At 73.6% G+C, this 17010-nt stretch carries 19 protein-coding genes; 10 read left to right on the forward strand and 9 right to left on the reverse strand.

What is annotated here, in order from left to right; genetic code table 11:
* Window positions 1-2: 2 nt before the first annotated feature.
* The 5 genes from AB0H75_RS25040 to AB0H75_RS25060 are packed head-to-tail and all read left to right on the forward strand — an operon-like array spanning window position 3 to window position 4418.
* Window positions 3-551, forward strand: coding sequence for an SIS domain-containing protein (locus tag AB0H75_RS25040; RefSeq protein WP_367799949.1), 549 nt, complete (start codon window positions 3-5; stop codon window positions 549-551).
* Window positions 552-1904, forward strand: coding sequence for a PfkB family carbohydrate kinase (locus AB0H75_RS25045; RefSeq protein WP_367799951.1), 1353 nt, complete (start codon window positions 552-554; stop codon window positions 1902-1904).
* Entirely contained in the window at window positions 1901-2575 is a 675-nt protein-coding gene (locus tag AB0H75_RS25050) for an SDR family oxidoreductase (RefSeq protein WP_367799952.1), read from the forward strand. The genes AB0H75_RS25045 and AB0H75_RS25050 overlap by 4 nt, the downstream gene beginning before the upstream one ends.
* Window positions 2566-3453 (forward strand): glycosyltransferase family 9 protein, encoded by an 888-nt coding sequence (locus AB0H75_RS25055; RefSeq protein WP_367799954.1) that lies wholly within the window; start codon window positions 2566-2568, stop codon window positions 3451-3453. Before AB0H75_RS25050 ends, AB0H75_RS25055 begins: the two co-directional genes overlap by 10 nt.
* Complete coding sequence (locus AB0H75_RS25060) at window positions 3450-4418, forward strand: UDP-glucuronic acid decarboxylase family protein (protein ID WP_367799956.1); 969 nt, start codon at window positions 3450-3452, stop codon at window positions 4416-4418. The genes AB0H75_RS25055 and AB0H75_RS25060 overlap by 4 nt, the downstream gene beginning before the upstream one ends.
* Before the next feature lie 65 nt (window positions 4419-4483).
* On the opposite strand, the gene AB0H75_RS25065 is transcribed toward AB0H75_RS25060, so the two are convergent.
* From AB0H75_RS25065 to AB0H75_RS25090, 6 genes are all read right to left on the reverse strand, one after another.
* Window positions 4484-5437, reverse strand: coding sequence for an NAD-dependent epimerase/dehydratase family protein (locus tag AB0H75_RS25065; RefSeq protein ID WP_367799958.1), 954 nt, complete (start codon window positions 5435-5437; stop codon window positions 4484-4486).
* Between the two features lie 140 nt (window positions 5438-5577).
* Window positions 5578-6804, reverse strand: coding sequence for a cysteine--1-D-myo-inosityl 2-amino-2-deoxy-alpha-D-glucopyranoside ligase (mshC, locus tag AB0H75_RS25070; RefSeq protein WP_367799960.1), 1227 nt, complete (start codon window positions 6802-6804; stop codon window positions 5578-5580).
* 10 nt (window positions 6805-6814) lie between these two features.
* Window positions 6815-7465 carry an NRDE family protein gene (locus tag AB0H75_RS25075; protein WP_367799962.1) on the reverse strand — a complete coding sequence of 217 codons (651 nt, stop codon included), beginning with the start codon at window positions 7463-7465 and terminating at the stop codon, window positions 6815-6817.
* Between the two features lie 31 nt (window positions 7466-7496).
* On the reverse strand, window positions 7497-8261 hold the full coding sequence (locus AB0H75_RS25080; RefSeq protein WP_367799964.1) for an SCO1664 family protein: 765 nt from the start codon (window positions 8259-8261) through the stop codon (window positions 7497-7499).
* On the reverse strand, window positions 8258-8806 hold the full coding sequence (locus tag AB0H75_RS25085) for a DUF3090 domain-containing protein (RefSeq protein ID WP_367799966.1): 549 nt from the start codon (window positions 8804-8806) through the stop codon (window positions 8258-8260). Before AB0H75_RS25085 ends, AB0H75_RS25080 begins: the two co-directional genes overlap by 4 nt.
* Window positions 8807-8815: 9 nt before the next feature.
* Window positions 8816-9502, reverse strand: a complete 687-nt coding sequence (locus tag AB0H75_RS25090) for an MSMEG_4193 family putative phosphomutase (protein ID WP_367799968.1) — start codon at window positions 9500-9502, stop codon at window positions 8816-8818.
* Between the two features lie 132 nt (window positions 9503-9634).
* Between AB0H75_RS25090 and AB0H75_RS25095 the strand changes: the two genes are divergently transcribed.
* Together AB0H75_RS25095 and AB0H75_RS25100 are read left to right on the forward strand one after the other, a co-directional pair.
* A complete protein-coding gene (locus tag AB0H75_RS25095) occupies window positions 9635-10582 on the forward strand; it encodes an aldo/keto reductase (RefSeq protein ID WP_367799971.1) in 948 nt (315 codons plus the stop codon).
* Between the two features lie 127 nt (window positions 10583-10709).
* Window positions 10710-11600 (forward strand): hypothetical protein, encoded by an 891-nt coding sequence (locus tag AB0H75_RS25100; protein ID WP_367799973.1) that lies wholly within the window; start codon window positions 10710-10712, stop codon window positions 11598-11600.
* A 71-nt stretch (window positions 11601-11671) separates the two neighbouring features.
* Here the strand turns inward: AB0H75_RS25100 and fabI are convergent, their stop codons facing one another.
* Both fabI and AB0H75_RS25110 read right to left on the reverse strand, forming a co-directional pair.
* The gene (gene fabI, locus AB0H75_RS25105; protein WP_367799975.1) at window positions 11672-12436 is read right to left on the reverse strand and encodes an enoyl-ACP reductase FabI; all 765 of its coding nucleotides are present in this window, start codon (window positions 12434-12436) and stop codon (window positions 11672-11674) included.
* Window position 12437: 1 nt separating this feature from the next.
* Entirely contained in the window at window positions 12438-13133 is a 696-nt protein-coding gene (locus AB0H75_RS25110) for a beta-ketoacyl-ACP reductase (protein WP_367799977.1), read from the reverse strand.
* Between the two features lie 77 nt (window positions 13134-13210).
* Between AB0H75_RS25110 and AB0H75_RS25115 the strand changes: the two genes are divergently transcribed.
* Window positions 13211-14704, forward strand: coding sequence for a TldD/PmbA family protein (locus tag AB0H75_RS25115; RefSeq protein WP_367799979.1), 1494 nt, complete (start codon window positions 13211-13213; stop codon window positions 14702-14704).
* On the forward strand, window positions 14701-16071 hold the full coding sequence (locus AB0H75_RS25120) for a metallopeptidase TldD-related protein (RefSeq protein WP_367799981.1): 1371 nt from the start codon (window positions 14701-14703) through the stop codon (window positions 16069-16071). The genes AB0H75_RS25115 and AB0H75_RS25120 overlap by 4 nt, the downstream gene beginning before the upstream one ends.
* A gap of 218 nt (window positions 16072-16289) precedes the next feature.
* Here the strand turns inward: AB0H75_RS25120 and AB0H75_RS25125 are convergent, their stop codons facing one another.
* Entirely contained in the window at window positions 16290-16502 is a 213-nt protein-coding gene (locus tag AB0H75_RS25125) for a dodecin (protein WP_080046529.1), read from the reverse strand.
* Window positions 16503-16601: 99 nt separating this feature from the next.
* Between AB0H75_RS25125 and AB0H75_RS25130 the strand changes: the two genes are divergently transcribed.
* Window positions 16602-16916, forward strand: coding sequence for a DUF3099 domain-containing protein (locus AB0H75_RS25130; RefSeq protein ID WP_367799984.1), 315 nt, complete (start codon window positions 16602-16604; stop codon window positions 16914-16916).
* Window positions 16917-17010 lie beyond the last annotated feature (94 nt).

Consider the following 17010-nt stretch of genomic DNA (forward strand, 5'->3'; position numbering starts at 1 on the left):
CCGTGGACGTCCATCTCGAAAAGCTCTGGAACGCGCTGGAGAAGGTCGACGACCAGGCGGTCACCGTACGCGCCTGGGGGGCGCGGCTGGCCGGCTCGCTGGGCTCCGGCGGCAGGCTGCTGGTCTGCGGCAACGGGGGCTCGGCGGCCGAGGCGCAGCACCTATCGGCCGAGCTGGTCGGCCGGTTCAGGGAGGACCGGCGGCCGTACGCGGCGCTGGCGCTGCACGCCGACACCTCGTCGATGACGGCGATCGCCAACGACTTCGGCGCCGAGGAGGTCTACGCCCGCCAGGTACACGCGCACGGCCGCCCCGGCGACGTGCTGCTGTGCCTGTCCACCAGCGGCACCAGCCCGAACGTGCTGGCCGCGGCCCGCGCGGCCCGGGCGGCCGAGCTGCTGGCCTGGGCCATGACGGGTCCGGGGCCCAACCCGCTGACCGAGTTGTGCGACGACGCCGTGGCCGTTCCCGCCGAGGAGACCGCCACCGTCCAGGAGGTGCACCTGGCCATGATCCACCTGCTGTGCGAGGCCCTAGAGGGGGCGCTCTAGATGGGGCCGCTGGTGGTGATCGGCGACACGCTGCTGGACGTGGACGTGGAGGGCGAGACCGAGCGGCTGTGCCCGGACGCGCCCGTGCCGGTGGTGGACGTCACCGCCGAGCAGGCCCGGCCGGGCGGCGCCGGGCTGGCCGCGCTGCTGGCCGCCCGCGACGGGGCCGACGTCGTGCTGGTCACCGCGATCGGCGAGGACCCCGACGGGCACCGGCTGTGCGGGCTGCTGTCGGAGGAGCTGGAGCTGGTGCGGCTGCCGATGAGCGGCGGCACGGTCCGCAAGACCCGGGTGCGCTCGCGCGGCCAGACCCTGCTGCGGCTGGACACCGGCGACGGCGTGGCCCGCTACGCCCCCAGCGACGCGGCGGCCGAGGCCATCAGGCGGGCCGGCGCGGTGCTGGTCTCCGACTACGGCAGGGGCGTGGCCAGGATGGCGCGCGAGCTGCTGCACCAGCTTCCCTGCGGGGCCGGCGGGGCGGGCGTGCCGGTGGTGTGGGACCCGCATCCGCGCGGCGAGCAGCCGGTCGCCGGGTGCACGCTGCTGACGCCGAGCGAGGCGGAGGCGCGGGCGATGTGCCCGTCCGGGTACACCGGGCCCGACCAGGCGGCCCGGCAGCTCGTGCGCAAGCTGCGCGCGCGGGCGGTGGCCGTCACCACGGGCTCGCGGGGGGCCGCGCTGGCCGTCGAGGGCGGCCCGTTCGCGCACGTGCCGCCGCCGGTGCAGGCCGGCGGCCAGGACGCGTGCGGCGCGGGCGACCGGTTCGCCGGCGCCACGGCGCTGGCGCTGCGCGACGGCCTCGACGTCAGGGACGCGGTGACCGTCGGCGTCGGCGAGGCCTCGCGCTTCGTCGAGCGCGGCGGCGCCGCCAACGTCAAGGTCGCCGAGCAGGAGCTCGGTGACCGGCCGCGCACGGCGCTGGAGGTGGCCGAGCTCACCCGGGCCAACGGGGGCCGCCTCATCGCCACCGGCGGCTGCTTCGACCTGCTGCACGCGGGCCACGTGAGCCTGCTGCGGCGGGCCAGGGCGCTGGGCGACGCGCTCGTCGTCTGCGTCAACTCCGACGACTCGGTACGCCGGCTGAAGGGCCCGGGGCGGCCCATCGTGGACGTGCGCGACCGGGTCGAGGTGCTGAGGGCGCTCGGCTGCGTGGACGCCGTGATGGTGTTCGAGGAGAACACCCCGGCCCGCGCGATCGAGCTGCTGCGCCCCGACGTGTGGGTCAAGGGCGGGGACTACGAGGGGGAATTCCTGCCCGAATCCGAGGTCCTCGGCAGGCTCGGCGCGGAGATCGTCGTGCTGAGCACCCTGCCGGGGCGTTCCACAACCAACCTGATCAGGGAGATCCAGTGAACATTCTCATCACCGGGGGAGCATCCGGACTCGGCCTGGCTACGGCGGAGGCCGTGGAGAAGGAGGGCTGGCGGGCGCTCGTCGTGGACGTGCGCGCGCCGGACCAGCGTTTCGAGCACGTCACGGCCGACCTGGCCGACCGCGGCGAGGCCGAGCGGGCGGTACGGGAGCTGGCCGAGCGGGCCGGCGGCCTGGACGGCGTCGTCACCGCCGCGGGCATCGACGCCTGCGGCCGGATGGAGGACGTGCCCGCCGACGACTGGGAGCGGGTCGTCAAGGTCAACCTGCTGGGCACGGCGTCGGTCATCCGGGCCGCGCTGCCCTACCTCAAGCAGACCCGCGGCAGGATCGTCACCTGCGCCTCGACGCTGGGGCTGCGGCCGCTGAGCGACGCCTCGGCGTACTCGGCCTCGAAGTTCGGCGTCGTCGGCCTCACCCGCGCGCTCGCCGTCGAGCTGCGCGGCGAGGTGGGGGTGACGCTGCTGATCCCGGGCGGCATGCGGACGAGCTTCTTCGACGGCCGGCCCGAGCAGTACAAGCCGGGCCCGGAGGCCGGGCTCAACGATCCCGCCGACGTCGCGCAGACGGTGGTGTTCGCGCTGCGGCAGCCGGCCGGATGCGAGGTGAGAGAGCTCGTGGTCTGCCCCTCCACGGAGACGTCATGGCCCTAGACCTCCTGGTGCTGCGCGGGCTCGGCCTGGGCGACCTGCTCACGGCCGTGCCCGCGCTGCGGGCCCTGCGCCAGGCGTTCCCCGGCCACCGCGTCACGCTGGCGGCGCCTCGGCCGCTGGCGGCGCTGCTGCCGCTGACCGGCGCGGTGGACGAGCAGGTGGACGTGTCGGGGCCGGGGCCCGTCCCGCTGGACGAGCTGCCGTTCGAGCGGCCCGACATCGCCGTGAACCTGCACGGCAAGGGGCCGCAGAGCATCGACGCGCTGCGGCGCACCGGGCCGGGCCGGCTGATCAGTTACGGCACCGGCCCGCGCTGGCGCGACGACGTGCACGAGGTGCGCCGCTGGTGCGAGCTGCTGGAGTGGTACGGCATCCCGGCCGACCCTGCGGACCTGACGCTCGGCGTCTCCGACCGCAGCGGCCCGGTGATCGTGCACCCGGGGGCGTCCTTCCCGGCGCGGCGGTGGCCGCCGGAGCGTTTCGCCGAGGTCGCGGCGGCGCTGGGGGACGTCGTGGTGACCGGCAACGCGGAGGAGGTGCCGTTGGCCCGCAAGGTCGCCGAGCTGGCGGGCCTGCCGCCGGAGCGGATGCTGGCCGGGCGGACCGGCCTGGCCGACCTGATCGAGCTGGTCGGCCGGGCGCGGCTGGTGGTGTGCGGCGACACGGGCGTGGCGCACCTGGCGACGGCGTTCTGCGTGCCGTCGGTGGTGCTGTTCGGGCCGGTCTCGCCGGCGCTGTGGGGGCCGCCGCCCGGCTGGCGGCACGTGGCGCTGTGGGCCGGCGAGAACGGCGACCCGCACGGCGAGCGGCCCCATCCGGGCCTGCTCAAGATCGAGGTTTCCGAAGTCGTCGAGGCCGCGTTGGAGGTCACGTCATGAGAGCTCTGGTCACGGGAGGCGCGGGTTTCCTGGGCTCGTACCTGTGCGAGCGGTTGCTGGAGGAGGGCGCGCAGGTCGTCTGCATGGACAGTTTCCTGACCGGCGGGCCGCGTAACGTCGAGCACCTGATGGACCGCCCCGAGTTCCGGCTGATCGAGTGCGACCTGACGGGGTTCGTGCACGTCCCGGACCGGCTGGACCTGGTGCTGCACTTCGCCTCGGCCGCCTCCCCCGCCGACTACCTGCGCTACCCCATCGAGACGTTGCGGGTGGGCAGCGTGGGCACGCTGCACGCGCTCGGCCTGGCCAGGGAGAAGGGCGCCAGGTTCGTGCTGGCCTCGACCAGCGAGGTGTACGGCGACCCCCTGGAGCACCCGCAGAAGGAGACCTACTGGGGCAACGTGAACCCGGTCGGGCCGCGCAGCGTGTACGACGAGGCCAAGCGCTTCGCCGAGTCGCTGACCACGGCCTACCGGCACTCGCGCGGCACCGACACGGGCATCGTGCGCATCTTCAACACCTACGGGCCGCGCATGCGCCCGTTCGACGGGCGGGCGATCCCGACGTTCATCAGGCAGGCGCTGACCGGCGAGCCGATCACGATCACCGGGGACGGCTCGCAGACGCGCTCGATCTGCTACGTGGACGACACCGTCTCCGGGATCATGGCGATGGCCAGGAGCGACTTCGCCGGCCCGGTCAACATCGGCAACCCGGACGAGGTGACCATGCTGGAGCTGGCCACCCTGATCCGGGACCTGGCGGGGTCGTCGTCGGAGATCGTCTTCATCGACCGGCCGGCCGACGACCCGAAGGTGCGCCGGCCCGACACCACGCTGGCCGCCGAGCGGCTGGGCTGGCGGGCGCGGGTGCCGGCCGAGGAGGGGCTGCGCCGCACGATCGAGTGGTTCCGCGCCGAGCTGGCCGCGATGGGCGAGCCGGAGCGGGTCTCCTCCGGCGCCTGACGAGCACGGGCCTGACGGGCGCGGGCCGACGGGCGCGGGCCTGACGGCGCGGGGGCCCGCGTCGCTCAGCGGTCGTGGCCCGCGCGCAGCCAGGCCAGGTACTCGGCGGCGGCCCGCCGGGTGTCGTAGGCGGGCTCGTAGCCGGTGTCCTCGCGCAGCCGGGTGATGTCGAGCCAGACGTCACGCGCGCCGGGGCCGCGGCCCTCGGGCAGCTCGATCCGGGCGTCCGGGACGAGCTCGCGGAGGGCGGCGGCGACCTCGCCGTTGGTGGTGGGCCGCCCCGTGGCGACGTTGTAGGTGCGGTGGCGCAGGGTGGCGGCGGTCTGCAGGAGGGCGAGGGCGCGTCCGCAGTCCTTGACGTAGCACAGGTCGATGGCCTCCTCGGCGCGCGGCGGGTTGTCCGCGCGCGCCGGGTGGACCTGCACGGCGGTGCCCCGGGCGGCGGCGTGCACGAGCTGCGGCGCGGCGAAGAACGGCGACGGGCTGTGGCCGAGCGGCCCCCAGATGGCGCCGATGCGGTAGGTGACGACGTCGAGGCCGCCGGCGCCGGCGAGGTGGTCGGCCAGCAGCTCGGCGATCTTCTTGAAGCCGGGAATGGGGTGGGGGGCGGTCAGGGGCAGCGGCGTGTCCTCGGCGAACGGGCCGGTGCCGGGGGCGCCGCCGTAGACGCCGATCGTGCTGGCCAGGCCGAGCCGGGAGACCCGCCAGGCGGTGGCGGCGGCGAAGACGTTGAGCAGGCCCGTCAGCGCCTGGCGGGCGCCCTGGACGGGCTCGTCGGCGCCGGGGGGCCAGGGGAACGAGCCGGCCAGGTGCAGGATCGAGGTGATCTCGTACTTGTCGCCCAGGGCGAGCAGGGCGGCCTCGTCGGTGAGGTCGGCCTGCTCGACGGTGACGCCCTCGCCGGGGAAGGGGTCGCGGGGCGGGCGGCGCTGCAGGAGCAGGCAGGGCTCGCCGAGGTCGAGCAGGGCGCGGGTGGTGTGGGTGCCGATGAAGCCGAGCCCGCCGGTGATCAGGATCATGAGATTTGCCGATCAGTCGTAGAAACAATCAGTGTTGCTGATAATCAGCATAGCGGGAGATGTGGGCGTGAAAAACCCCGCACCCGGGAGCGGGTGCGGGGTGGAAGGGAGGCGGCCCGGCTTTACGGCGCGGGCGGGAGTTACAGCGCGACGCCGAGCAGGGCGTCGGCCAGGGACCTGACCAGGGCCGGGGCGGAGGCGTCGGGGCCGCCGCCGTGGGCGAGGGCGTCACCGGCCCAGGCGTCGATCGCCGCCAGGGCGCCCGGCGAGTCGAGGTCGTCGGCCAGGCGCTCGCGCACCCGGGCCAGCAGCTCCTCGCCGGCCGGGCCGCCGGGCAGGGCGACGGCCGAGCGCCACGTGGCCAGCCTGCGCTCGGCCTCGGCCATCAGCTCCGGGACGTACTCCCAGTCGGCGCGGTAGTGGTGGGCCAGCAGCACCAGGCGGATCGCCATCGGGTCGTGCTCCTGGCGCAGCCTGCTGACGAAGACCAGGTTGCCCCGGGACTTCGACATCTTCTCGCCGTCCAGCGCGACCATCCCGGCGTGGGTGTAGAACCGGGCGAACGGCCACTCCCCCGTCAGGGCGTGGCCCTCGGAGGCGCCGCACTCGTGGTGCGGGAAGATCAGGTCGGAGCCGCCGCCCGCGACGTCGTAGCCGGGGCCCAGGTTGTCCAGGGCGATCGCGGTGCACTCGACGTGCCAGCCGGGGCGCCCCCTGCCCAGCGGGGAGTCCCAGGCCGGCTCGCCGGGCCGCTCGGCGCGCCACAACAGCCAGTCGAGCGGGTTGCGCTTGCCCGGCCGGTCGGGGTCGCCGCCGCGCTCGGCGAACAGCTCCAGCATCTCCGGCTCGCCGTAGCCGGAGACCTGGCCGAACTTCGGGGCGTCGGCGACGCTGAAGTAGACGTCGCCGTCGAGCTCGTAGGTGACGCCCTTGGCCGACAGCTTCGCGATCAGCTCGGCCACCCGGCCGACGACCTCGGTGACGCCGACGTACTCGCGGGGCGGCAGGATGCGCAGGGCCTCCATGTCGCCGCGGAACAGCTCGATCTCCCGCTCGGCCAGCTCCTGCCAGGCGATGCCGGTCTGGGCCGCCCGCTCCAGCAGCGGGTCGTCCACGTCGGTGGCGTTCTGGGTGTAGTGGACGTCGTGGCCGGCGTCCCGCCACATCCGGCCCACCAGGTCGAAGGCGTGGTAGGTGTTGGCGTGGCCCAGGTGGGTGGCGTCGTAGGGCGTGATGCCGCAGACGTACATCCTGGCGGTCGGTCCGGGGTCGCTCTGCCGGACCTGCCCGGCCGAGGTGTCGTAGAGACGCAGCGGAATGCTCTCGCCGGGGAGCTGGGGGACGTTCTGGGCAGACCACGATCTCATGTCTTTGAGCCTATCTGTCCCGTTCGGCGGTCAGGTCGGTGAAGTCGTAGGTCACGTCGTCCGGGGTCAGCGCCACCTCCATCACCGACAGGGAGGCGAAGATCCGGCCGTCGGGCAGCTCGTGCCGGACGATGAGCGCGCCGGGGTCGGCGGAGGGCTCGGCCGCGACCAGCTCCCGCCAGGCCGTGGCGGCCGTGAAGCGCGGCAGGTGCGCCAGCACGCGCTCGCTGGTGGGGTCGAGGCCCTCGTTGACGACCATGCTGGTGCCCTCGGGCAGGTCGGCGGCGCTCAGGCGGTCGCCGTCCCAGCTGTAGAGGCGGACCCGCTCCAGAGTGGCCAGCACCAGGTGGAAGGGGTCGTAGCGCGACAGGTCGCCCCGGGGCGCGTCCCCGGTGTACGCCGCCCGCAGCGCCAGGTCACCCCGCGAGACCTTGGTCCGCTCGGGCGCGGGCCGGCCGCGGCCGTTGAGGAGGGCGGCGGCCCGCCGCGCCGCCGGGTTGACCGCCAGCCAGGTGCCGCCGGCCTTGAGGTCGCGCCCGCCGATCACGCCGGGGTACTCCGGCCAGTGCTCCCCCGGCCCCTCCCAGGGGCGGTCGGTGAACTCGTCCCGCACGCCCATGAGGGTCAGCGGACGTCCCGTCCGTACGATCAGCGTGCACATGGGCAAAGGGTAATCAACGCCCCAGGATGGTTCAGATCGGGGGCCACGGAATCGCCGGCCAGCCCTCCGACGGGTAAGGGTGCACCCCGGTGTCCAGCAGCCGCCTGACCCGGTGCCAGGTGGCCTCGACCTCGGCCTGCGTCAGCAGCTCGCGCAGCCGGCGGCCCAGAGTGCCCGACTCCAGCTCGCGCTCCAGCTTGGCCAGCACCGCCACGGCCTCGCGGGAGAGCGGCTTGCCGCGCCACTGCCACAGCACCGTGCGCAGTTTGTCCTCGACCGAGAAGCACACCCCGTGGTCGACCCCGTAGACGTGCCCGGTGGGCAGCGGCAGCAGATGGCCGCCCTTGCGGTCGGCGTTGTTGACCACCGCGTCGAAGACCGCCATCCGCCGCACCACCGGGTTGCGGCTCTTGACCAGGCGCATGAGGTCGATCTCGCGCTCGGTGTCGATCCAGAGCTGGCACATGCCGGGGCCGAACGGGCCGTCGCGGTAGACCGTGGGCGGGACGATGCGCCAGCCGGTGACCGCGGAGACCTCGTAGGCGGCCACCTCGCGGGCGGCGAGGGTGCCGTCGGGGAAGTCCCACAGCGGGCGCTCGCCGCGTACCGGCTTGTAGACGCAGGCGGCGGAGCGCTCGCCGAGCGTGACCGAGCAGTAGAGCGTCATGTTGGTGGCCTCGACCAGGCGGCCCGCCACCTCCAGCCGGCCGTCGCGCAGCAGCGTGAGGGCTTCTTCCTCGTGCATGCCCGGTGGATGGGACTGCTTGACGGCCGGTTCGCTCTCCGGAGCGGTCATGAAGCCGCCTCACCCCCGCGATATCCGTTGAGGCGTACGCACACGTGCCCCGCGGCGTCGAGCGGCTGCCCGCACAGGGGACACGGCGGCCGGCCCGCCGCGACGATCCGCAGCGCCCGCCGGGTGAACGCGCGCGCGGCTCCCGCACTGATCCGCACGCGCAGCACCGCGGGGTCGGGGCTGTCGAGATCGTCCTCGTCGATGACCTCTTGCGCCTCTATCACCACCTGCGATCTCTCGGCGTCCCACGCCAACGCCATCGTACCCACGCGGAAGTCCTCCGCCAGCGGCACGTCGAGCGGCCCGTCGTCGGCCAGATCGGCCGGGGCCACCGCGGGCACGTGGGCGGCGCCCCCGCTCAGGCGCAGCACCTCGTCGAGCAGCTCGTCGAGCCTGCCCGCCAGCGCGGCGACCTGAAGCTTCTCCAGTGCCACCGTGGTCAGTCTGCCCTCGGCCCTGGCCTGCAGATAGAAGACCCGTGCGCCCGGCTGCCCCAGGGCGCCGGCGACGAACCTCTCCGGTGGGTCGTAGTCGAAGACCGGCATAGCCTGACCTTACGTGGTTCCGGGTCCGCCGCCGACGGCGGCATCGCTCCCGGTGTGATTTTCTCCCCCGTCTTTCTCCTCCGAATCCTCAGGAAGCCGCAATTCCCCCATATCGTTGAGCCTGAGAACAAAGGGGCGGAGGGGGGCGTAGCGAATGACGGTGAGCGCCGCCGGATCAGCCGTTATCCGCTGAAACTGATCGAGGTGGAGCCCCAGAGCGTCGGCGACGATCGACTTGATCACGTCGCCGTGACTGCACACCAGGTAGACAGCCTTCTCCCCGAGGCGCTGGTTCCACTCCCGGACCGCCGCGACGGCTCGTTGTTGCATACCGGACAGCGACTCCCCTTCCGGAAAGGTCACCGCACTGGGGTGGGCCTGCACGACCTGCCACAACGGCTCCTCGGCGAGCTCCTTCAGCGGCCGGCCGGTCCACGTGCCGTAGCCGCACTCGACGAAGCGCTCGTCGGTCTCGACCGCGAGGCCGCGGCCCGCGGCGACCGCCGCGGCCGTCTCCTGGCAGCGTTCGAGCGGGCTGGAGACGACGGCGTCGAGCCGGACGCCCGCGATGCGCCCGGCGAGCGCCGCGGCCTGCGCCCGCCCCGCCTCGCTCAGCCGCACCCCGGGGGTGCGGCCGGCCAGCACCGGCCCGGTGAGGTCCGTCAGCCCGTGGCGGGCCAGAAGCAGCGTGGTCACCCGGTAAGTGTCGCAGCCGTCGATCACACTGTCGAAACCGGCCGGGCCGCCGTTCCCGAAGCGGTCACTTCCATGCCGTGAAAGGCGGCGATCACGACGTCGCGGCCATCCGGGCGGTAACCTGGCGGGATCATGGAGCAGCGCTATGTCGGCCACAGCGGCCTGTCGGTGTCCCGGCTGGGGCTCGGCACGATGACCTGGGGGCGTGACACCGACGCGGACGAGGCGGCCGCCCAGCTCCGCACGTTCCTGGACGCCGGCGGCACGCTCGTCGACACGGCCGACGTCTACACCGGCGGCGACGCCGAGCGCCTGCTGGGCCGGCTGCTGCGCGACTCGGTGCCGCGCTCGGAGCTGGTGATCTCCACCAAGGCCGTGGTGACCCCGGCCGGCCGCCGGCCGCGCGACGCCTCCCGCCGCCACCTCATCGCCGCGGTGGACGACTCGCTCAACCGCCTCGGGCTCGACTACGTCGACCTGTGGCAGCTGCACACCTACGACGAGGAGGTGCCGCTGGAGGAGACCCTGGCCGCGCTCGACGCGATCGTCTCCTCCGGCCGCGCGGTCTACGCGGGCGTGTGCGACTACACCGGCTGGCAGCTCGCCGCGGCCGCGGTCACCCAGCGGTCCATCCCCGGCCGCATCCCGATCACCTCGGCGCAGGCCGAGTACAGCCTGCTGGCCCGCGAGCCCGAGCGCGAGCTGCTGCCTGCGGCGGCGCACCTCGGGGTGGGGGTGCTGGCCTGGTCGCCGCTGGGCCGGGGCGTGCTGACCGGCAAGTACCGCACCGGCGTGCCGTCCGACTCCCGGGCCGCGACGCCGCACTTCGCCGACTTCGTGCGGCCCTACCTGGACGAGCGCTCGCGCGCGGTGGTGGAGGCGGTGATGACAGCCGCCGACGGGCTGGGCGTCTCGCCGCTGGCCGTGGCGCTGTCGTGGGTGCGCGACCAGCCGGGCGTGGCCTCGGCCATCGTGGGGGCGCGGACGCACGCGCAGCTCAAGGGCATCCTGCCGGCCGAGGACGTCGTCCTGCCGATCGAGATCCGGGAGGCCCTCGATGACGTGTCATCGCTCGACTGATCGGCGACGAGAGCCTTCCTCGCGTATCACTACTCGATACCGAATCGCAACGTTACCCGGCAAACACCTGCGTCTGAGGGGCGATGTCCCCCAAGATTCTCCCCGTAAGCGACGCAGGAGGGGACGGATGGGGAGCAGGGCCACGATCTCGGCCGGAATTCTCGCGGCGGCGCTGGTGGCCGTTCCCGGTGCGGCGCCCGCCGCGGCGGCCGTGAGCGCGGCCCAGGACTGCACGCGTGACGGGGGCCTGCTGTCGGGGGTGACCAACGCCCTGTGCGACGTGGTGGGCACCCTGACCGGCACCGTGGACACCCTCACCGGCGGCACGACCGGCCGGGTGACCGATCCCGTCGAGAGCACCGCCGACGAGCTGCTCGGCCGGGTGGGCGAGGCCGTACCGACCGGCAGGCCGAGCGCCTCGGACCCGGCGGCCTCCAGGCCGGCCACCTCCAGGCCGGCCACCTCCAGGCCGGCCACCTCGCGATCGCCCGGCGCGACGCGGACGGGGCCGTCCGGGAGGCGGGAGGAGACGTGCGCCGGGGAGCGCGGCTGCGCGGCCGGCGAGCCCGCCGGGACCCCGCGGCCGCGGCCGGACGGCTCCGCCGGCTCCACGGGGCGCGCCGAGCGCTCCCGCGGCCGCCCGGCCGGGAAGGCGTCGGCCGCCCCCGCGGCGACCGGCCTCGGGCCCACGCCCGCCGGGAGCCCGCTGCCCCGGGCCACCGGGGAGGGACGGCGGGCGGGCGAGCGGCTCGCCGCCGACCCCGACGAGCCCCGGGTGGACCTGCTGTGGCCCAACCCGTTCGCGCACGAGCTGACCGTGCCGCTGCAGGACCAGCGGGTGGTGCGGCCCACTCCCCCGGCCTCCGACGTGCTGGGCACGGCGCTGACGATCGCGCTGCTGGGGTCGGCGGTGCTGGCCACGCGCATCGTGCAGCAGCGGCGGCAGCGGACCGAGCCGGTGGAGACGATCCCCTTCGAGCCGGCCCCCGCCGGCGGCGGCCGCCAGCGCCTGGCCTGAGCGGCCGGGCGGGCGACGGACCACGGGCGGGACGGCGCGGCGCGGGACGGCGCGGCGCGGGACGGCGCGGGTCAGGCGCCGATGGCGTGGACGCCGCCGTCCACGTGGACGATCTCGCCCGTGGTGGCGGGGAACCAGTCGGACATCAGGGCCACGCAGGCCCGCGCGGCCGGCAGCGTGTCGGACAGGTCCCAGCCGAGCGGGGCCTTCTCCGGCCAGCTGTCCTCGAACTCCTTGAAGCCCGGGATCGACTTGGCCGCCATCGTGCGCAGCGGGCCCGCCGCCACCAGGTTGACCCGGATGCCGTGCTTGCCGAGGTCGCGGGCGAGGTAGCGGTTGCAGGACTCCAGGCCGGCCTTGGCCACGCCCATCCAGTCGTAGACCGGCCACGCCTTGGAGGCGTCGAAGTCGAGGCCGACCACCGCGCCGCCCTCCTTCATCAGCGGCAGGCAGGCCACGGCCAGCGACTTGTACGAGTACGTGGAGATCTGCACCGCCGTGGAGACGTCCTCCCACGAGGTGTTGAGGAAGTTGCCGCCGAGCGCGGTCTGCGGGGCGAAGGCGATGGAGTGGACCACGCCGTCGAGGCCGTCGAGGTGCTCGCCGACGCGATCGGCCAGCGTGTCGAGGTGCTCGGTGTTCTGGACGTCGAGCTCCAGCACCGGCGGCGGCGAGGGCAGCCGCCTGGCGATGCGCTCGACCAGGCTCAGCCGCCCGAACCCGGTGAGCACGACCGTGGCGCCCTCCTCCTGGGCCAGCTTGGCGACCGAGAAGGCGATCGAGGCGTCGGTGAGCACGCCCGTCACGAGGATCCGCTTGCCGTCGAGAATGCCCATGTCAGTGCCCCATTCCGAGTCCGCCGTCGACCGGGATCACGGCCCCGGTGATGTAAGAGGCGTCGTCGCTCGCCAGGAAGCGGACGACGCGCGCGACCTCCTCGGGGGCCGCCTGCCGGCCGAGGGGGATGTTCGCGACGATCTTGTCCTGGTCGAGGTCGGCCGTCATGTCGGTGGCGACGAAGCCGGGCGAGACCACGTTGACCGTGATGTTGCGCGAGCCGTACTCGCGGGCCAGGGAGCGGGCGAAGCCCACCAGGCCGGCCTTGGAGGCGGCGTAGTTGGCCTGGCCGGCCTGGCCGGACAGGCCCACGACGGAGCTGATGAGCACGATGCGGCCGCGCTTGAGCTTCATCATGGGGCGGATGGCCCGCTTGGCCACCCGGTAGGCGCCGGTGAGGTTGGCGTCGATGACGTCGGTGAAGGTGTCTTCCTTCATCATCGCCAGCAGGGTGTCTCTGGTGATGCCGGCGTTGGAGATCAGGACCTCGACCGGGCCGTGCTCCGCCTCGACCTTGTCGAAGGCGGCCTCGACGTCCGCGGTGCTGGTGACGTCGCAGCGCACGCCGAACAGGCCCTCGGGCGGCTCCCCCGATCGGTAGGTGACCGCGACGGCGTCGCCGGCCGCGGCGAGTTCACGGGCGATCGCGAGGCCGATGCCCCGGTTGCCCCCGGTGACGAGTACAGAGCGTGCCATGACACCTGACGCTATCCCCTACCCGCGGGTATCCGCTTGTCCGGGTGAGACAAGATCACAGGGTTAGGATCGTGGACATGCGCCAGATCGATGCCGACTTCCTGCAGCTGCCGCTCCGGCGGCTCGCGGACGCCGCCCTGCAACGCGCTCGCGACCTCGGCGCCGAGCACGCCGACTTCCGGCTCGAACGCGTCCGCGCCGAGACGCTGAGCCTGTACGACGCCCGCCTGGAGGGCGCCATGGACGCCGACGACCTCGGCTACGCCGTGCGCGTGGTCAAGGGCGGCACGTGGGGGTTCGCCGCCGGGATCCACCTGACGCCGGAGGCCGCGGCGCGGGTGGCCGAGCAGGCGGTGCGGGTGGCTGAGGTGTCGGCGCCGATCAACAGGGAGCCGATCGAGCTGGCGCCCGAGCCGGTGCACGCCGGGGCGGTGTGGGTGTCGGCGTACGAGGTGGACCCGTTCGAGGTGCCCCCGGCCGACAAGGTGAGCCTGCTGGCCGAGTGGTCGGCGGGCCTGATGAAGGGCGCCGACCACGTGTCGGCGCGGCTGCTCCAGGTCAAGGAGCAGAAGTTCTACGCCGACACGGCCGGCACCGAGACCACGCAGCAGCGGGTGCGGATCTTCCCCCGGCTCAACGCCATGAAGGCGGGCGAGAGCGGCTTCGACGACATGTCCACCATCGCGCCGCCCGCGGGGCGCGGCTACGAATACCTCACCGGCACCGGCTGGAACTGGCAGGAGGAGCTGGCCCGGCTGCCCGAGCTGCTGGCCGAGAAGCTGGCGGCCCCGTCGGTGGAGGCGGGCGACTACGACCTGGTGATCGACCCGTCCAACCTGTGGCTGACCATCCACGAGTCGATCGGCCACGCCACCGAGCTGGACCGGGCGCTCGGCTACGAGGCGGCCTACGCCGGCACCAGCTTCGCCACCTTCGACCAGCTCGGCGAGCTGGTCTACGGCTCGCCGCTGATGAACGTGACCGGCGACCGCACCGTCACCCACGGCCTGGCCACCGTCGGCTACGACGACGAGGGCGTGCAGGGGCAGAGCTTCGACATCGTCAAGGACGGCGTGCTGGTCGGCTACCAGCTCGACCGGCGGATGGCGCTGATGAAGGGGTTCGGCCGCTCCAACGGGTGCGCCTTCGCCGACTCGCCGGGTCACATGCCGATCCAGCGCATGGCCAACGTGTCGCTGCGGCCCGCGCCCGGCGGGCCCGGCACCGACGAGCTGATCGCCGGGGTCGAGCGGGGCATCTACCTCGTCGGCGACAAGAGCTGGTCGATCGACATGCAGCGGTACAACTTCCAGTTCACGGCGCAACGGGCGTACCGGATCTCGCACGGCAGGCTGGCCGGGCAGGTCAAGGACTTCGCCTACCAGGCGACCACCACGGACTTCTGGCAGTCGATGGAGGCGGTCGGCGGGCCGCAGACCTACGTGCTGGGCGGCGCTTTCAACTGCGGCAAGGGCCAGCCGGGGCAGGTCGCCCCGGTCAGCCACGGCTGTCCGTCGGCCCTGTTCAAGGGCGTGCGGATCCTCAACACCGTGCAGGAGGGCGGGAAGTGACTCCCCAAGAGATGGTGGAGAGGGCCCTGGGGCTCTCCAGGAACGACGGCTGCGTGGTGCTCGTGGACGAGGGGTCCACGGCCAACCTGCGCTTCGCCGGCAACACGCTCACCACCAACGGCGTGGCGCGCTCGTCCCGGCTGACCGTGATCTCGATCGCGGGCGACCGGGTGGGGGTCGTCTCGCGCGCGGCGGTGCGCGAGGACCAGCTCGGCGACGTCGTCGCGGCGGCCGACGCGGCCGCCAGGGACGCGCAGCCCGCCGAGGACGCGCGGCCGCTCGTGACGGGCGGACCGGCCGCGGCGGGCTGGGAGGAGGACGTCCGGCCGACCGACATCGGGGTGTTCGAGGGGTTCGCGCCCGCGCTGGGCGAGGCGTTCGCGGCGGCCGAGGCGGGCGGCAGGAAGCTGTACGGCTTCGCCGAGCACCGGCTGACCTCCACCTTCCTCGGCACGTCCACGGGCGTGCGGCTGCGCCACGACCAGCCGACCGGCCGGCTGGAGCTCAACGCCAAGTCGGCCGACCTCAAGCGGTCGGCGTGGACCGGCGTGTCCACCCCCGACTTCACCGACGTCGACGTGGCCGCGCTCGGCTCCTCGCTGGCCCAGCGGCTGGAGTGGGCCAAGAACCGGGTGGACCTGCCGGCCGGCCGTTACGAGACGCTGCTGCCGCCGAGCGCCGTGGCCGACCTGATGATCTACCTGTTCTGGTCGTCGGGGGCCAGGGACGCGCTGGACGGGCGGTCGGTGTTCGCCAGGCCCGGCGGCGGCACCCGGGTGGGCGAGCGGCTCGCCACGCTGCCGGTGACGTTGTCGAGCGACCCCGGGGCGGCGGGCATCGCGTGCGCGCCGTTCGTCACCGCGCACGCCCCCAGCAGGGAGAGCTCGGTGTTCGACAACGGGCTGCCGCTGGGACCGACCGACTGGATCAAGGACGGGCGGCTGGAGGCGCTGCAGCAGACCCGCTACTCCGCCGAGCTGAGCGGGCTGCCGGTGACGCCGGCCGTCGACAACCTGATCATGCGCGGGCCCGAGGGCGGCCGGTCGCTGGAGGAGATGATCGCCGGCACCCGGCGCGGGCTGCTGCTCACCTGCCTGTGGTACATCCGCGAGGTCGATCCGCAGACCCTGCTCGTCACCGGGCTGACCCGGGACGGGGTCTACCTGGTGGAGCACGGCGAGGTGGTGGGCGAGGTCAACAACTTCCGCTTCAACGAGAGCCCGGTGGACCTGCTGGGACGGCTCGCGGAGGCGGGATCGGCGGAGCGGACGCTGCCGCGCGAGTGGAGCGACTACTTCCAGCGGACGGTCATGCCGGCGGTGCGGGTGCCAGACTTCAACATGTCCACGGTGAGCCAGGCGAGCTGAGGCGGGCGGGCTGAGGCGGGCGGGCTGAGGCGGGGCCTCGCCGGCTCCGCTCAGGACGTGGGGGCTCAGGACGCGGGGCTCAGGACGCGGGCTCACCGGGGGTCGAGGAGGGCGGCCGGGCCGCGGCGGCGGCCCGGCGCGCCCGGCCGTCACGGGCAGGGGCGCCGCCCCTCCCCGAAGCCCTCCCCGCCGTGCCCCAGCGGCCCTCAGAGGGCCGCTCAGGCGTCTTCCAGGCGGAAGCCGACCTTCATGCCGACCTGGAAGTGGGCGACCTCCCCCGCGTCGATGTGGCCGCGGATCTCGGTCACCTCGAACCAGTCCAGGTGCCGCAGCGTCTCCGAGGCCCGCCTGATGCCGTTGCGGATGGCCTGGTCGACGCTCTCCCCCGAGGTCCCGACTATCTCGGTGACCCGGTACGTTCGATCCGTCATCTCCCTCTCCTCCTTACTCGAAAGCCATGATCGCATGACCCCCGTCGCCGACCGGGTGCGCCGTCGCGTGCCCCTACTGCGAGGTCTACGGTGGAAGATATGAAGCGGTGGCGCAGGAAACCAGACGTCCACCAGGTCACGGACGCCAGGCCGTCGCTGACGGCCGATATCCGCAAGCGCGAGGTCAGCTACCTCATCAAGATGGGCATCCGCACCCTCTGCCTGATCCTGGCCGTGGTGGTGCCGGTGCCGTGGCCGTTCAGGCTGCTGTTCATCGCGGGCGCGGTGTTTTTGCCATACATAGCGGTAATCGGGGCCAATGAGAGGGGCAACGGGGCCCCGCCCCCCACCTTTCAGAGCCCTGAGGCTAACCAAAGCGAGATACCGCTGCATCGACGCGAGATCGGGTCGTGACTAAGTCTTGACGCATCCCATGGGTTGTAGGTGTACGCTTTAGCCAAGCGCTCCGGTCCCCCGTCGGAGTGCTGGTGCCGGCGTTCCGGGCCCC

The sequence above is a fragment of the Nonomuraea sp. NPDC050783 genome (assembly GCF_040802095.1).
In the GTDB taxonomy this organism is placed as follows: Bacteria; Actinomycetota; Actinomycetes; order Streptosporangiales; family Streptosporangiaceae; genus Nonomuraea.

Excerpts from the sequence above, each read along its gene's own strand:
- AB0H75_RS25075 (WP_367799962.1), bottom strand. The coding sequence starts at position 7,465 with ATGTGCACGCTGATCGTACGGACGGGACGTCCGCTGACCCTCATGGGC.
- AB0H75_RS25100 (WP_367799973.1), top strand. The coding sequence starts at position 10,710 with ATGGGGAGCAGGGCCACGATCTCGGCCGGAATTCTCGCGGCGGCGCTG.
- AB0H75_RS25095 (WP_367799971.1), top strand. The coding sequence starts at position 9,635 with ATGGAGCAGCGCTATGTCGGCCACAGCGGCCTGTCGGTGTCCCGGCTG.
- AB0H75_RS25085 (WP_367799966.1), bottom strand. The coding sequence starts at position 8,806 with ATGCCGGTCTTCGACTACGACCCACCGGAGAGGTTCGTCGCCGGCGCC.
- AB0H75_RS25045 (WP_367799951.1), top strand. The coding sequence starts at position 552 with ATGGGGCCGCTGGTGGTGATCGGCGACACGCTGCTGGACGTGGACGTG.
- mshC (WP_367799960.1), bottom strand. The coding sequence starts at position 6,804 with ATGAGATCGTGGTCTGCCCAGAACGTCCCCCAGCTCCCCGGCGAGAGC.
- AB0H75_RS25065 (WP_367799958.1), bottom strand. The coding sequence starts at position 5,437 with ATGATCCTGATCACCGGCGGGCTCGGCTTCATCGGCACCCACACCACC.
- AB0H75_RS25055 (WP_367799954.1), top strand. The coding sequence starts at position 2,566 with ATGGCCCTAGACCTCCTGGTGCTGCGCGGGCTCGGCCTGGGCGACCTG.
- AB0H75_RS25115 (WP_367799979.1), top strand. The coding sequence starts at position 13,211 with ATGCGCCAGATCGATGCCGACTTCCTGCAGCTGCCGCTCCGGCGGCTC.
- AB0H75_RS25110 (WP_367799977.1), bottom strand. The coding sequence starts at position 13,133 with ATGGCACGCTCTGTACTCGTCACCGGGGGCAACCGGGGCATCGGCCTC.
- AB0H75_RS25125 (WP_080046529.1), bottom strand. The coding sequence starts at position 16,502 with ATGACGGATCGAACGTACCGGGTCACCGAGATAGTCGGGACCTCGGGG.
- AB0H75_RS25130 (WP_367799984.1), top strand. The coding sequence starts at position 16,602 with ATGAAGCGGTGGCGCAGGAAACCAGACGTCCACCAGGTCACGGACGCC.
- fabI (WP_367799975.1), bottom strand. The coding sequence starts at position 12,436 with ATGGGCATTCTCGACGGCAAGCGGATCCTCGTGACGGGCGTGCTCACC.
- AB0H75_RS25080 (WP_367799964.1), bottom strand. The coding sequence starts at position 8,261 with ATGACCGCTCCGGAGAGCGAACCGGCCGTCAAGCAGTCCCATCCACCG.
- AB0H75_RS25060 (WP_367799956.1), top strand. The coding sequence starts at position 3,450 with ATGAGAGCTCTGGTCACGGGAGGCGCGGGTTTCCTGGGCTCGTACCTG.